Annotated in this window: 10 protein-coding genes; 7 read left to right on the plus strand and 3 right to left on the minus strand. The window is 43.9% G+C overall.

Annotated features, from left to right (window positions below; translation table 11 throughout):
• Positions 1 to 65: 65 nt before the first annotated feature.
• Positions 66 to 422 carry a DUF3221 domain-containing protein gene (locus CXK86_RS12715; RefSeq protein WP_076253164.1) on the minus strand — a complete coding sequence of 119 codons (357 nt, stop codon included), beginning with the start codon at positions 420 to 422 and terminating at the stop codon, positions 66 to 68.
• A 161-nt stretch (positions 423 to 583) separates the two neighbouring features.
• Between CXK86_RS12715 and CXK86_RS12720 the strand changes: the two genes are divergently transcribed.
• The 3 genes from CXK86_RS12720 to CXK86_RS12730 all read left to right on the plus strand — a co-directional run bounded on the left by CXK86_RS12720 (position 584) and on the right by CXK86_RS12730 (position 2410).
• Positions 584 to 883: an immunity 53 family protein gene (locus CXK86_RS12720; RefSeq protein WP_076253165.1), complete on the plus strand. Its 300-nt coding sequence runs from the start codon at positions 584 to 586 to the stop codon at positions 881 to 883.
• Positions 884 to 924: 41 nt separating this feature from the next.
• Positions 925 to 1659 carry a hypothetical protein gene (locus tag CXK86_RS12725; RefSeq protein ID WP_076253166.1) on the plus strand — a complete coding sequence of 245 codons (735 nt, stop codon included), beginning with the start codon at positions 925 to 927 and terminating at the stop codon, positions 1657 to 1659.
• A 376-nt stretch (positions 1660 to 2035) separates the two neighbouring features.
• Complete coding sequence (locus tag CXK86_RS12730; protein WP_076253167.1) at positions 2036 to 2410, plus strand: DUF2750 domain-containing protein; 375 nt, start codon at positions 2036 to 2038, stop codon at positions 2408 to 2410.
• A 196-nt stretch (positions 2411 to 2606) separates the two neighbouring features.
• Here the strand turns inward: CXK86_RS12730 and CXK86_RS12735 are convergent, their stop codons facing one another.
• Positions 2607 to 3221, minus strand: coding sequence for a TetR/AcrR family transcriptional regulator (locus CXK86_RS12735; protein WP_076253168.1), 615 nt, complete (start codon positions 3219 to 3221; stop codon positions 2607 to 2609).
• 176 nt (positions 3222 to 3397) lie between these two features.
• On the opposite strand from CXK86_RS12735, the gene CXK86_RS12740 reads away from it, so the two are divergent.
• The gene (locus CXK86_RS12740) at positions 3398 to 4135 is read left to right on the plus strand and encodes an SDR family NAD(P)-dependent oxidoreductase (protein ID WP_076210575.1); all 738 of its coding nucleotides are present in this window, start codon (positions 3398 to 3400) and stop codon (positions 4133 to 4135) included.
• A gap of 131 nt (positions 4136 to 4266) precedes the next feature.
• On the opposite strand, the gene CXK86_RS12745 is transcribed toward CXK86_RS12740, so the two are convergent.
• Positions 4267 to 5139, minus strand: coding sequence for an AraC family transcriptional regulator (locus CXK86_RS12745; RefSeq protein ID WP_076253169.1), 873 nt, complete (start codon positions 5137 to 5139; stop codon positions 4267 to 4269).
• 208 nt (positions 5140 to 5347) lie between these two features.
• Here CXK86_RS12745 and CXK86_RS12750 point away from each other — a divergent pair, with 208 nt between their 5' ends.
• From CXK86_RS12750 to CXK86_RS12760, 3 genes are all read left to right on the plus strand, one after another.
• The gene (locus CXK86_RS12750) at positions 5348 to 11734 is read left to right on the plus strand and encodes a rhamnogalacturonan lyase family protein (protein ID WP_101313842.1); all 6387 of its coding nucleotides are present in this window, start codon (positions 5348 to 5350) and stop codon (positions 11732 to 11734) included.
• Positions 11735 to 12008: 274 nt separating this feature from the next.
• Complete coding sequence (locus CXK86_RS12755) at positions 12009 to 13721, plus strand: sensor histidine kinase (RefSeq protein WP_076253171.1); 1713 nt, start codon at positions 12009 to 12011, stop codon at positions 13719 to 13721.
• The gene (locus tag CXK86_RS12760) at positions 13718 to 15124 is read left to right on the plus strand and encodes a response regulator transcription factor (protein WP_076253172.1); all 1407 of its coding nucleotides are present in this window, start codon (positions 13718 to 13720) and stop codon (positions 15122 to 15124) included. The genes CXK86_RS12755 and CXK86_RS12760 overlap by 4 nt, the downstream gene beginning before the upstream one ends.
• Positions 15125 to 15268: the final 144 nt, after the last annotated feature.

Raw genomic sequence — 15268 nt, forward strand, 5'->3', positions numbered from 1 at the left:
TAAAAAGACCATACGTTCGTGGAAACGTTAAGGTCTTTTTATCGTTTTGAACAATCGAAGAATTCTTAGCCTATTTGTTCAATACTCACAACCGTTCTAATGGGTGGCGAGGGTTCTAGTTGGTCAAAGCCAGCAGTGATTCTTACTCTTTGCCCTACTTCAAATGTTTCATATGTTTCTCTATCGACCAAATAATACGAAGCTTCCTGGTCTTGTGCTAGTTCTATAAAATCCTCAAGATTTCCATTCTCCAGGTCTTCCTTACTTATATTTTGTAGTACAAGAAATTTGTACTTGTCATTTTCATCTGTTTTAAATACTACAGTGCCATCGAAAACTGGATAATTCTCTTTCTCATCCTTGTTAGAACAGCCCGCAAGTATAATCATACTAATGAATATAAACAATATTATTTTTTTCATAATAACCTCCTTGATTCCCCTTGCTTTTAAGTATACCCTATATAAAAAAAGCAAATTATTACTAAAAGGTAATTCATACGAAAAAAGTATGAAACATGGCATGAGGACCCCTTTAAATAAATAGTTCCTAGAGTAGAAAAAACTAAAAAGAGGTCACGATGATGGATATCCTAAAATGGATTCAAAGCTGGTATTATGAAAACTGTGACGGAGATTGGGAGCATTCATACGGTGTGCGAATTGATACGGTGGATAATCCTGGTTGGTCTGTCGAAATCGATTTGACGGATACCTATTTAGAAGATGCGCCATTTGATTCGATTGAAGAAGAGAGAACTGAAGAAGATTGGTTCTACTGTATCGTGAGAGATGGAGTGTTTCACAGTGCAGGGGGAGCAAAAAATTTAGAAGAGATGCTTAATTGCTTCAAAAATTGGGCTTCAAGTTTGGATAGAAGTTAATAATGCACTTACCATCGGGAGTAATCTAAGGAGAGAACCAGATGTATCTAAAAGGATTCAATTTGGATTTACCGTATATTGTAGATGATGAAAATATTGAATCTATAATGAAAAAACAAAAATGTGAGTACAACGAAGCTACGAAATTAGATTATGCGTTGAATTGGAAATGGAAAAGACGCTCTTTTAGTTTGGAAACTCGCTGTATTACAGCGATGTATGAACGTCTGTTGGGGAAATACAAAACGAAAGATTGTTGGAAAGTCCTAATAGAGTGTGTAGAAAACATTACGGATGAACGTATTGTTAACGTTTCTGGTGTGTGTTCGGTACCGATCCAATTTAGTTTGAATGACTTTAGTGGAAAAAATGAGTTGGAGAAAAAAAAGGCTACGCTTCGCCTGCTAATGGAAGGCATAGAGAAACTTGCTCTAAGTAAAAATTGGGATATTGATCCGTTTAAGGAGATAGCTTTGCAAATAGAGGAGTTAGATTATGTAAATGAATGGACTTGGAAAAAAGACGTGAAGAGCCCTAATAAAAAGTACAATGCTAGAGTCATTTGTCATCATAATGTAGATAGCATGGATATATTCCTATCTATTTTACAACGTGATGATGGTACGCAAGTACATTTAGAGAAGGTCATATCAGAACAACCAGATGAATTTGCCTATGCTGAACATCTAGGTGAACTTACATGGATATCTGATTTTGAAGTTGCTTTAATTAATAAAAGAGGTACTGAAAAATTTTCTGCAACCCTAGAACATTAATTATTTTGCCTCTAGAAAACATTGTCGAATCCTCTATTAAGAAGACTATAACAAAATCTGCAGTAAAAGCAATCAAAAAGGGAACGTCGTCTGCCGCAAAGAAAATGGGATGGTCAGGAAAACAAGTTAGACTTACAGAGTAGCAAATGATGATAAGGTTTCAACTTCATTGCGAGGTGAAATCAAAAGTGATCTAAATATAATATGAGCAAGAAACACAAAAATGTAAGAGTCCTCAGGGGATACCAATGCAGCATAAACGTGGTTACAAGGTAAGAAGAGGTTACGAAAACAGTGTTTAAAATATTCAAAAACTATAAGATGTAATACAGATACGATATCAAATGAAAATGATAAAACATGATTAGGAGGAAATATGAATCAAAAAGAATTGGAATCTGTTATCAATCGCCCTGCAAATATTCGTTATGAATACTTCATCAAAAAAGTAGTAGATACAGAGGAAGTGTGGGGTCTTTATGAGAATGGATGGTCAGTTACTGAAGATGAGAAAGGCAACAAATCACTTCCATTTTGGCCTAAAAAAGAATTCGCGGAGTACTGTGCAACCGATGATTGGGAGATTTATTCAAGTGAACGTATTGATTTGTACGAATTCATAGACGAATTTCTGCCAAACTTAAAGACAGAGGGTTACAAACCATCAATATTCTTTAATAAAGTTGATTCTGCTGTACTAGATGTCGAGATACTAATTGAAGATTTGAAGGCAGAACTCGAAAGATATTAATCTCATTTGGACAAATTTAAGCTACGGACAATACCATTGTGTCATCTCCGATTGGACAATAAATAATTGTGATTTGTGAAATTGGCTATTCAATAAGGATTGCTGTGATGCATATAAGGTAACATATAGTCCCATTAGAAGTCGCTAATATAGCGACTTTTTATGTATGCATCTAATTTAATCAACTTACTCGAGATCATGATTCAAACGTGTTACCGACATAATGAAAAGAGTGAATATGCGTTTTGGTGAGTTCAATCACGTTTTTGATAAATGCCTCGCGTGACTCACGATATCCGCTTAATATCCAATTGTTCAACAGCCCAAAAAAACCGTAGGCGGTATAGTATTTGAAATAGTCCATGTTAACTGGCGAGTTGTTGATCGTCTCAAAGACAAATTGCTCCTGATAGATTTTGAGTATGGTTTGTGGAAAGCCTGTATGTAAACCAGGTAACGTATCATCGTATTGAATCAGTTCGAAGAAGTCACGGTGTTCGTAGATATAATCCACGATTTGAAAAGATTCGGCATCCAGCTTGTTTGTTGAAACCTTTTGACCGTGCCAATAGGGTTTACCTACTGCGCCCCTCAATCCTTCGAGTGTCATACTCAACAACTCTTCGGCGAGAATATATTTATCCTGGTAGTGTAAATAAAACGTGCTGCGATTATAACCCGCCTGATCAACGATGTCTTTGACAGAAACACCATGGAATCCTTTTTTCTTAATGAGCTGAATCAGAGCAGTTTTTAGGTGCTCCTTGGTTCGATTACGATGTTGAGATGTCACAATAAGTTCATTATTCATTCAAGAAAACTCCTATAAATATAGACATAGTTTTATAAAGTGTCTACGAGGTAGACACTTGGTCACATCTTAATGATTGGATTGTTACAATTTTAAGCATAGAATTAGTTTTGTAAACATCATATAGCACTATTTATATAGGCGCTATTCAAAATATTATACTGGGGGATTTATTCATGGGCAAACTTCAAGATAAAGTTGCAGTCATCACAGGAGGAGCATCCGGGATTGGTGCAGCGACAGCTCGCTTATTCGTTTCCGAAGGAGCTAAAGTGGTCTTGGTGGATCTGAATGAAGAAAAAGGCAAGGCGTTTGAGCAGGAACTGAAAGCGCTTAAAGCAGAGGCTCTTTTTATTAAAGCAAACATAACAAGTGAAGAAGAGGTTTCTGAGATTTTCAAACAAACCGTAGAAGCATTTGGTCAAGTCGATATCGTATTCAACAATGCGGGAATTGGACGTGTTCATCCGACGCATGAGCTTGATTATGCCGAATGGCGCAATACGGTCAATGTTGATCTGGACGGCGTATTCTTGGTCGCTCGTGAATCGATCCGCGAAATGCTGAAAATTGGCGGAGGCACAATCGTTAACACGGCGTCCATGTACGGATGGGTTGGTTCGCCTGGTTCAGCAGCCTACAATGCAGCTAAAGGCGGCGTTGTGAATCTGACTCGTTCACTCGCGCTCGAGTATGCTGAGCAGAATATTCGGGTGAACTCCCTTTGCCCAGGCTTTATCGATACACCGATTATCCCGGAAGAGAGCAAGCAAGCACTTTCTGCGGCAACACCGATGAAACGTCTGGGTCAAGCAGAAGAGATGGCCAAAGCCGTTCTGTTCCTAGCTAGTGACGATTCTTCATATATGACAGGAAACAGCTTGATCATAGACGGAGGATACACCGCTCAATAATTGCAGCAATTGTCGAAGCACACAAGAAAGAATATAGTTCCATTAAAAGTCGCTATTCTAGCGGCTTTTTTTATTGTATTGGTATAAGAGCAGTTCCCGAGCCAAGGACATCTAGCAAACAGCGAGTTTAGCTACTCATAATAGATGGCCTCATAAGGAAACTCTAACTTATTCAAACGATATTCTTTGGGAGACATGGACATATATTGACGAAAAACTTTGCCGAAGTAGCTGGGACTCTCAAAGCCGCAATGTTGGCCAATTTGAGAAATCGGAAGTTCCGTTGTGCGGAGTAGCCGGATTGCAACCTCAATGCGTCTGTCTTTGAGATAGGCTAACGGTGATGTTTTCTCGGATTTCTGAAATAACCTGCACAAATAGTGTTTATTGATATCGCAATGGCTGGCTAGAAGATCCAACGTCAATGGAGATGCATAATTCTCTCGAATGAACTTTTTACATTTCTCAATTGTTGTTATGGAAAGGGCACCGATATCCTTCTCCGCATCCCGACTCGTCTGTACCAGGATAAGCAACCACCGATAGACTTGCATGGACAAGCGATACTTGTCCGTAACTTTCTCTTGATGAATCAAATTGATAATTTGCCATAACTCTTGAATCAAGGGAGAGTCCGCGTTTCGTCGAATGACATGTCCCTCATTATCATGCATCATATCCCAAATTCGGTTAGCTTCATCCCCGCGAATGTTGATCCATATAAATTCCCATGGTTCGTTGTTCTCTTGTTTATAGTAATAGCAATGTTCTCCTGCGATTTTGACAAGTAGGGCATGCCCCTTCGGTAAAGGGAGCGTTTGATTGTCAATATCCAGATAACCCTGGCCATTAAGCGTGTATTGAAAAACGACGTGCCCCGGGTCCGGTCTATCATCACTTGGACAACAATATTCCTCGCTAGAAACGATCTGCCATCCAATAGAGTCCAGTGTCATGATTGATGTATCGTCATTACGAAAAGCATAAGAAACCGTATGAACCATCGTTTCATCTCCTTCCTAAAAAAGTCAATTATCTTATATAATACGTCACATTTTTTAGATTGTCTGTCTTTTTTTAGACCTGTAAGATAAATGTAAGCGGTAACATAAAAAGGAGGTGGCTGTAAATTGTGTTCATATGACAACAAGCTGGGCAGGATCGAACTGATGATTCTAAAAATGAATTTTTAGATAAGGAGGAGTTAATCGAATGATCCGAAGAACTGTTTCCATCCAGAAATCGATGTTTGTATCTTTTTTAGCACTCCTTATGGTTATTTCACTGGCTGTTCCTCCGGCACCGATGCGTGCAGAGTCATCATCAAACGGCCTGCCGGGTCGCCAAGCAGAATACCTGAACCGGAGTTTGGTTGCGGTTCTTGTAGACAACGGCGTTTTTTTAAGCTGGAGGTATTTAAACAACGACCCAGATGATATCGCTTTCAATATATATAAAAATGGAACCAAAGTGAACGCATCACCCATAAGCGATGTGACGAACTATGTGGACACCACTGGTTTCGACAGCTCGCAATATCAGATCTCCACCGTTATTGAAGGCAAAGAGCAGATGCAGCCGGAGGTTGTATCAGTCTGGCATAACGATTATCTCCCTATCCCGCTCGATAAACCGGCCGATGGCCGGACTAAGGATGGTGGAACTTACTCCTATTATGCAGGAGATGCTTCCGTAGCTGACTTGGATGGGGATGGCGAATATGAAATTGTTTTCCTGTGGAGTCCGAGCAATTCCAAGGACAATTCGCAGGCCGGTTATACCGGCAATGTCTATATCGATGCTATCAAACTGGACGGCACAAAGCTGTGGAGAATTGACCTGGGAGTCAACATCCGCGCCGGAGCGCATTATACGCAGTTAATGGTGTATGACCTCGATGGCAACGGAAGGGCTGAGGTTGTTGTCAAGACGGCGGACGGCACAAAGGATGGCCAAGGCACAGTCATTGGTGATGGCACGAAGGATTATCGCAACGACGGCGGATACATATTGTCAGGTCCAGAATATCTCACACTGTTTAACGGTGAGACTGGCGCGGCTGTATCCACTGTGAATTATGATCCGCCAAGAGGCAACGTCAACGATTGGGGTGACGGCTATGGCAACCGTGTAGATCGGTTCCTTGGCGCGATTGCTTATCTGGACGGTACGAAGCCAAGTGTCGTGATGAGCCGGGGTTATTATACCCGCACAGTGCTTGTTGCTTATGATTATGTTGGCGGGGAACTCGTCAAACGCTGGACGTTCGACACAAACGAAGCAGGATCACAATATCAATCACAAGGCAACCATAATCTAAGTGTGCTGGATGTCGACAAGGACGGCAAGGACGAAATTATGTTTGGCGCCTTGGCCATTGACGATGACGGCAGCTTGCTGTACAGCACCGGACTCGGACACGGTGATGCTATGCATGCCGGCCAGCTCAATCCGAACCGGGAGGGCTATCAGGTCGTAAGTGTGCATGAGCATTCGGATGCGGCATACGGACTGGAGATGCGCGATGCGGCAACAGGTGAAATCCTTTGGGGTGAGAAAACAGGTTTTGACACCGGTCGCGGGATGTCGGCGGACATTGATCCGAACTATCCGGGTTACGAATCATGGGCCACGACCGTTACCAACGGGCAAAGTGTCCCAGTAACCAATACTTATTCAGCTGCCGGAGAGGCTATCTACACTGTGGACGAAGGGCCCAAAACCGCCAATTTCGCCATCTGGTGGGATGGAGATCTTCAGCGGGAGCTATTGGACCATGAGTGGGATAATAGCACAGCCAAAGGAATTCCGCTCATCTATAAGTGGGATTACCAAAACAAAAAGCTGAATGAAATCTTCCGGGCAACCGGTACGTTAACGAACAACCATACCAAAGGCAATCCGGCATTTCAGGCGGACATTCTGGGCGACTGGCGTGAGGAGCTTCTGCTGCGGAGCGAAGATAGTTCGGAGTATCGTCTCTACACAACGACCATTCCTTCAGACTATCGCATCCCTACGCTGATGCAGGACCCTGTGTATCGACTTGGCGTAGCCTGGCAAAATGTAGCCTACAACCAGCCGCCTCATACCGGCTTTTATCTTGGAGCGGAAGCTACAGCATTCCCTAAAGCCGATCTGGCGCTGACTCGCGAAGCTGAAATGCCGGAGCCGGTCTACCGCTTTAATTTCGGTACAGAGACTGCGTCAGGAAGTACGAACATACAGGATACGCTCTACGCACAAGATCCGGGATACGGCTTCAAGGATACAAGTGGTGTTACGGTAGGGGCAAACCAGGTTTCGGTCGCGGCAGGCACGACATTTGCCGTTGATCTGCCCAATACAAACTATAAGGTGACGCTGCGATTGGGCAATGATGCAAATGACTCGAACGTTGGAGTCAAATCCGAATTCGTCCAGAAGCTCGCCGTAACCAATGTGACAGCAGGAGCACCACTGGAGTATTCCTATGATATTGCTGTGGTGGATGGACAGCTCGATCTTATATTCACGGGTACAGCCATAGACATCCAAGACGTCATCATCGAGAAATATCCAGAGAAAGCGGCTGGTGCGGCAACAACGATCTATATGGCTGGTGATTCAACCATGCAATCTTATAGTGAAGCGCAGGCTCCTCAAGAAGGATGGGGCCAGCAGTTCGGACGTTATTTCTCCAATGGGGCAGTCGTCGTGAACGATGCGATCGGTGGCCGAAGCAGTAAATCCTTTATGGTAGACGGTCGTTTGGATACAATCCTGCAACGAATTAAGCCGGGGGACTTCTTCTTCATTTCCTTTGGTCATAACGACGCTAGTGCAGGGATACCGGACCGGTATGCATCCCCTGAGGATTATAAGATCTACTTAACTCGTTATGTAAACGGTGCCAAACAGCGCGGCGCTACACCCGTATTGCTCACTCCGGTTGGACGCAGAGATTTCAACACGGTGACTCAGGAGTTCAACGTCAGCTTCCCAGCATACGTGCAGGCTGCCAAAGAAGTGGCAGAAGAGCTTGACGTGCCGCTGATTGATCTGAGCAAGTTAAGTATTGCGTACTACGACAAAATTGGTAATACAGCTACGGAAAAAGTATTCCTATACGCTAATCCGGGTGAATATCCGAAATACCCGAATGGAATCAACGATAATACCCATTTCAGCAGCTATGGTGCACAGAAAATTGCCGGACTCGTTGCTGGTGCAGTCAAAGACATGGAGCTGAGTATCTCATCACTGGTCATTGACCCAGATATTACCGAGCCAGAACCAGAGCCAGAAACCCAGCTCTATGAGGAGGATTTTGAAGGCGACGCTGCCAACTACCAGTATGCGATGGTCAATGCTACGGGTATCGCAGGAACCATGGCGGGAACGGTAGTTGAACAGTCCGGAAATAAGGTACTATCCGTCGCGGGTTCCGGATCGGGCAATCGGGCCAAGGTATTCCGTCTGTTTGATGCCGTGAACGGCGATCAGGTGAACGTGAACTTTGACTGGCAATCCGGTAATGTGAGTGCATATCCATCAGAAGGTCACCTCACAATACAGGATTCTAACGAAAATGCCCTTTTCACGCTGTTTACCAAAACCGGAAGCACCAAAATTCATTATTATGTCGGTGCATATAATCCGGACTACGGCGCGGGTGATACAGCCATACCTGAAGGGGGAACGGCTACAGATATTTCCAAGAACCAGTGGGTCAATGTGGATGCTACCGTTAATTTTGCCGAGAAAACACTTGATCTGACATTAACGAACCTAGCGAATCCGACACTTACACAAACGATTCAAGATATCCCACTGAGTTCCGCCGCATATGCGGACAACGTCAGATCCATGCGGTTCCTGGGCACGAGAAAAGGCGGTGGAGGCACGTTGAACTGGACTACCCAGATCGACAACGTGCGAATTGAAGGCACTCAGCTCTCTTCAGAGGGTGGCGATCAGACTGCATTGATCGCTCTGTATGATGAGATCAAAGCACTAGATCTGTCAGATTATACAGATGCGTCGAAGGCCGTGGTGAACCGGGCTTTGGTAGCTGCGGAAGCCATTTTCAATACGGAAGCTACCCAAGCTCAAGTTGACCATACGTTTAACATGTTAACTGTTGCGAAGGATTCTTTGACAAGTGAAGCGAGCGAAGAGATAAACGAATACAAATTTGACTTTGGTTCTGGTGGCGCAGCCGACGGATACATTAAAGTAGATGCCAAAAGAGCATACATCGAAGGCAACGGGTACGGCTTTGCTGATACTGCACTGACCAAAGATGAGAACCGGGAAACCGGAGATTTGCTTAAGGAAGATTTCACACGAGTAAATGGTACCTCTTTCCTGGTGGAAATGGAGCCGGCGAATTACCGGGTAACGATGACCATCGGAGATGCAGAGGAATCAACCAGCGCAAATGTCGTTGTAGAGCAGATGACAAAGCTGCCGCTGACAAGCATTGCCAAGGGCGAATTCAAAGAAATCACGTATGACATTGCCCTGATCGATGGGGTGTTTAACTTCAACTTTACCGGAAATGCACCGAAGATCAATGCGATGAAGCTGGAGCGCCTGCCAGATCACAGTGCAAGCGATAAACCGGTTATTTATCTGGCCAGCGATTCGACTGTGGCCAATTACGCGGAAAACTATCGTCCGCAAGCAGGCTGGGGAGAAACATTGGGTGGATATTTTGATCCAAATGAAGTCAGTATTGATAACCGGGCAGTTGGAGGTTTGAGCAGCAAAACCTTCCTGGTCGGTGGATATCTTAACGATATTTTACTCGACATTCAAGAAGGCGATTATCTGTTCATGCAGTGGTCTCATAACGATTCCACACCTTCACGTCCAGAGCGTTATCTGACACCAGAGCAATTTAAGGTATATCTGAAAGAATACATTAACGGTGCTCTGCAGAGAGGGGCAATTCCAGTTCTGGTCACGCCAGTGAATCGTCGTGATTTTACCGGAGAAGTGCTGAACAAAAGCTTCCCGGAATACGTACAGGCGATGAAAGAAACGGCGCAGGAAACGGAAACGCTTATCATCGATCTGAACCAAGCCAGTTGGGAGCATTTCCAGGAGCTTGGCACTGAAGGAACCAAATCGATATTCATGTGGGTAGGCACAACGGAAGACAATACACATTTGCAAATGAACGGTGCAATCAAGGTTTCTGAACTCGTGGCACGTCTTGTGAAGGAATTGAATACTCCGCTATCTGATTTTGTCACGCTGGAAGGGGAATCTCCGGAACAGAAGGCTCCGCATACTACGGCAACTGTGGAAGGAGAATCGCAGAACGACTGGTATACTTCTCCAGTCCAAGTAACCTTCACAGCAAGCGATGAAGATTCCGATATCGAAGGGACCTATTATCAAATCAATGGTGGCGAAACGGTGAGTGGCACACAGTTGACCCTAACTGAAGAAGGTACACATACCATCACCTACTGGAGCGTCGATGTTGACGGTAACAAAGAGAGTGAACAGTCTTTGTCCATATCCATTGATCTCGTACCTCCAACCATTGAAATTCATGGTCAAACCGAATACACCATTGATCAGCATGTGGAAATTGGCTATACAGCCTCCGATTCGGTATCCGGTGTGGAAGAACCGGAGGGTGTGCTTCTCGACACTCCTGCGTATACACTGGAACCCGGCCTGAACCAGGTTACGGCAACGGTCTCCGATTTGGCTGGCTGGGAACAGACGGTAGAATATCGTTTTGGCGTTATTGCTACATTCGACAGCCTGATCAATCTGACCAACGTCTTTGCAGATGAATCGACTGATCCTAATGCTGGTGTTCTTGCTGATCAGCTCACAAACACGTTGGAGCAGGCCAAACAGGCAGCAAACAATCGTGAAGGAGCAAAAGCGCGTCAATTGCTTGTATCCTACGGTAATGACGTTCAAGCAGCTAGAGGAACCGTATTTACGGATGAGCAGGCAAGTGTGCTGATTAAGTGGGAGGAATGGCTCCATCAGACAACGCCACTTGCAAACGGTGCCCCAGGCACTCCGGTGTTATCTGATAATAATGGTTACGACACGGGGCTCAAAGACGGCGACTACACGATCACGATGAATCTATGGTGGGGTAATAACGGCAATCAGTTCAAACTGTATGAGAACGGTGAATTGATTAAAGAAATTTCTCTGGTCGATCAATCCCCGTCCGCCCAATCTGTTCAAGTTGATATTACTGGAAAGAAAAATGGCACCTATATCTATACTGGAGAATTGATCAATGCACTGGGTTCAACCATGAGTGTTCCACTGACAGTCATCGTCACGGATGCTTCCCCGGGGCAAGCTGTTCTGTCGAACGACAACTGGGACGGTGACGGCAACTATAATGTCACAATGAATCTGTGGTGGGGAACAAACGCAACCGAATACGAACTTTACGAAAATGGTGTATCGATTGACACACAAATGCTGCAATCTCATTCTCCTGGTGCACAGTCTGCGGTTACCTCAATCTCTGGAAGGGTACCTGGAATCTACGAGTATGAAGCTGTACTTCGTAATTCTTCAGGGGAAACCAGATCACACAAATTAAATGTGACGGTACGAGAGTAGACTGAAATGTTCGAGCATTCCATTAACAAGAAGTGATACAACTGAAGTAAGGTACGCATACAAAAGTGCTATTCCTCATCATTTTGAGGAGTAGCACTTTTTATATATGCACAGTATGAAAGCGTTTGACTTATTTGAATATCAATCTATAATGATGAAAGGAAATTGGACTTGGACAGGATACAGACAGCCTGTCCGCTTGAATGTATATTCAGAGCAAGCTTCCATACGCAGGAGGCTTGCTGTTTCATTTTCAGAAGGAGAATAGGTTCCCATGACACTTAAAAAAAGAATATTTTTACTGTTCTTTCTCAGTGCGTTTATCCCCTTTATCAGTATATTTGCGATTTCTTATTATACGATCGACTCCATTTTCGCAAATAAGATCGATGATGGTATCCGTAGCAATTTACAGCAGGTGACATCCTCATTGGAGAATTCCATCACCAATCTGAATCATGTGACGCAACAATTATCTTACAGGGGTACTTTAGGCAAAAGAATGGATGAATTCTTGAATCCGTCCTCCGATATCTTCGAACTGATTGAGGCCAGGGACGAATTAAAAAACGAGTTAAGTGTTGTGACCTTCACCAATCCTAATATCGGATTGACCCTATATTACTTTCAAAAAGAAGGTACTACTCAGTTCGGCAACTTTCCGATTAAGGATCGTTTCTCTCCTGAGTCTCTGCCTGTGCTCTTCCAAACCTATGGCATTAAGTACTATGGCCCCCATATGAGTATGAACCGATTTGATGATCAACTCGTTCTGTCTGCTATGCGCAAAGTGCAACTATCCGAGAGGAACGACGTGTTCATTTACGTAGAATCAGGCTTTCGCCTCACTCAAGATATCTTGGGCTACAATCAATACAACGGCGCATTATCTCATCTCATCCTGGATGGTGAGGGAAACATTGTGTACAGTGAAATACCGGAAGCCATGAAGGTAGGGGAGAATTTCTCCAGCTTAACAGTAGATCCTGCCAAAGACGGGATATCCCGCGGGTATCACTGGTTCAAGGAGGATTCCTCACAGAAATGGAGTGTCGTATCGGTCATTTCGCAGTCTCAATATCAACAGGAGAAAAACCAGTGGTTGCTTCAAATTTTGCTGGTCGCTTTATTTTTCCTCGGCTTTACCGTGTTTCTCGCTTGGCTTCTGTGGAAGATGGTCTACAAACCACTCGGTCTGTTTCATTCGGAGATCAATGGAATGTCCAAGAATCCACAAACAAAAGGGAGCCGAGCTCGCACTCAGATTCCCGAATTTGATTTTCTGTTGGGTGAATTTTCGAATATGCAGCATCAGATTGGTGACCTCTTCAAGGAAGTTCAGCAGAAAGAGAAGATTCGTGCAGACCTGGAAGTGGAAAAGCTACTCTATCAGATCAACCCGCACTTTCTAATGAATACGCTCGATACGGTACACTGGTTGGCCGTCATGAACGGACAAGGGGAGATCGACAAGCTGGTACAATCGTTGAACAAGCTGCTCTATTACAATCTAGGCAAATTAGGGCAAGTATCCACTATGGAAGAGGAGATCGATGCCCTAAGACAGTATCTAATTTTGCAGCAAATTCGCTATGACTTTGAATTTGACGTCCGCATTACTGCAGATGAACAAGTACTTCAAATTCCTGTGCCCCGCTTTATTCTGCAACCGCTGGTTGAAAATTCGTTATATCATGGATTAAGTGACGAAGGTTTTATTCAGATTGAAGTGACATGCACTTCAACGTTGAACATTATGATACAAGATAATGGTGCAGGTATGACTGAGGAAACCATTCATAATCTGCTGAACAATCGTGAAGCTGAACAACAAAAAGTAGGGATGGGCATCGGTCTCAATTATGTTCACCGCATGTTAAAGGCACAGTACGGGGACCAAGCACAACTGGTGATCGAGAGTGAATTGGGAACAGGGACAAGCATACTGCTCGTATTGCCTATTAAAGGAGAAGATATCTCGGCATGATTAAGGTATTGATTGTAGATGATGATAAGCTGGTACGCAAAGGCATTAGCTCTGCGATGCCATGGAACGAGTTCAACATGGAGGTTGTAGGAGAGGCCAGCAACGGGGCGAAAGCGCTGGATTTCCTAAAAACCCAACCAGTCGATCTGATGCTAACGGATCTTGCGATGCCCGTCATGTCAGGGATTGAACTGATGCGAGCTGCGAGGCAGCTCTATCCAGAACTTCATATTGTTGTGTTAACACTGCATCAGGATTTCGATTATATCCAGGAAGCGCTAAGACTCGGAGCCATCGATTATATAGCCAAAGTGCAGCTGGAGAAAGAGCAATTCGAACATGTTCTGCAACGGATTCATACCCGAATTAACGGGTTGACAAGCACGATAAGAAAGATGCCATCGCTGGATGAAATCAATGTCCATTATCGAAATGTGTATGCACTTGTTTCACAGGATCGTAAATCAGAGCAGAAGTGGCCAATGGAGCTAACTGCGCATGAAGATGAGATTAGATGGGAGGTTGAGCGTAATAGCTGCATGTGGGCTGCACCCCCGTCCGAAGAGGATCAACTATTTCATCAATTGAAGGAAGGCCTGCATCACGTTCCCCAGTGTACGTTGTTAGTTTTGTCTGATGTACAAGAGCGAACATGGTCGCAAATCAAAAACTGGATTAGGAATTATACAGAGACGACTTTATTCTATGCGTACAATCCCAATAACCAAGTCATTACCATTTCCATGAATGAAGAAGATACATTTTCAAAAGAACCGCAGGATGAGGACCTTGACCGGATTAAACAAAGTTGGTTCCAAACCCCATGGACCCACCATGACAGTTACTACAATCAACTCATTGATCAGTTTATATCCTTACGATTACATAAAGGTCAGTTGATGGGATTGCTGTACTCAATCGTGATGGAATGGAACCACCTTTTTGCCCAAACTACGCTTGGAAGAATCGCGATGATCCATTCTTTCGAGTCTTGGTACGAGGTTGAAGAATGGATCAAACAGACTGCTGCAAGCATTCGCAAGGCTGATGAACAGACTTCGTACTCACAGGAAATCATCGATGCCGTGAAAAAAGCAGTGATGATCGTGCAGCAGGATTTGGAACAGGCCTATACAGCTTCAGGTCTCTCCCAACAACTCAATATCAGCCGAAGTTACTTCAGTCAATGTTTCAAAGATCTGATGGGGAAAACCTTTAATGAGTACTCCCGCTTCATCCGGGTAGAGAAATCCAAAGAGTACTTGCTCAATACGAATAATACGATTTTCTGGATTGCGGAGCGAGTGGGTTATACGGATGAAAAATATTTCAGCCGGATTTTCCGCGAACTGACAGGTCTTCTGCCAAGCGAATATCGGCAGCTAGGTAGAGGAAATAAATAGCCGACAGCTTCCTGTTTTAGGAGCTGCCGGCTTTTGTTTTGATCGAGAAGAGGGGTAGATAGACAAATGTTAGTCAGTAGGTAGGGTAAATGATCACAAGTTAACCATACTTCATCATACGGACTGAAAACTGTAACCATTTCT

Origin of the sequence: Paenibacillus sp. BGI2013 (genome assembly GCF_002843485.1) — a bacterium.
Taxonomy (GTDB): domain Bacteria; phylum Bacillota; class Bacilli; order Paenibacillales; family Paenibacillaceae; genus Paenibacillus; species Paenibacillus amylolyticus.

Coding starts and splice junctions, on each gene's coding strand:
- CXK86_RS12740 (WP_076210575.1), top strand. CDS start 3,398: ATGGGCAAACTTCAAGATAAAGTTGCAGTCATCACAGGAGGAGCATCC.
- CXK86_RS12715 (WP_076253164.1), bottom strand. CDS start 422: ATGAAAAAAATAATATTGTTTATATTCATTAGTATGATTATACTTGCG.
- CXK86_RS12725 (WP_076253166.1), top strand. CDS start 925: ATGTATCTAAAAGGATTCAATTTGGATTTACCGTATATTGTAGATGAT.
- CXK86_RS12720 (WP_076253165.1), top strand. CDS start 584: ATGGATATCCTAAAATGGATTCAAAGCTGGTATTATGAAAACTGTGAC.
- CXK86_RS12735 (WP_076253168.1), bottom strand. CDS start 3,221: ATGAATAATGAACTTATTGTGACATCTCAACATCGTAATCGAACCAAG.
- CXK86_RS12750 (WP_101313842.1), top strand. CDS start 5,348: ATGATCCGAAGAACTGTTTCCATCCAGAAATCGATGTTTGTATCTTTT.
- CXK86_RS12730 (WP_076253167.1), top strand. CDS start 2,036: ATGAATCAAAAAGAATTGGAATCTGTTATCAATCGCCCTGCAAATATT.
- CXK86_RS12755 (WP_076253171.1), top strand. CDS start 12,009: ATGACACTTAAAAAAAGAATATTTTTACTGTTCTTTCTCAGTGCGTTT.
- CXK86_RS12745 (WP_076253169.1), bottom strand. CDS start 5,139: ATGGTTCATACGGTTTCTTATGCTTTTCGTAATGACGATACATCAATC.
- CXK86_RS12760 (WP_076253172.1), top strand. CDS start 13,718: ATGATTAAGGTATTGATTGTAGATGATGATAAGCTGGTACGCAAAGGC.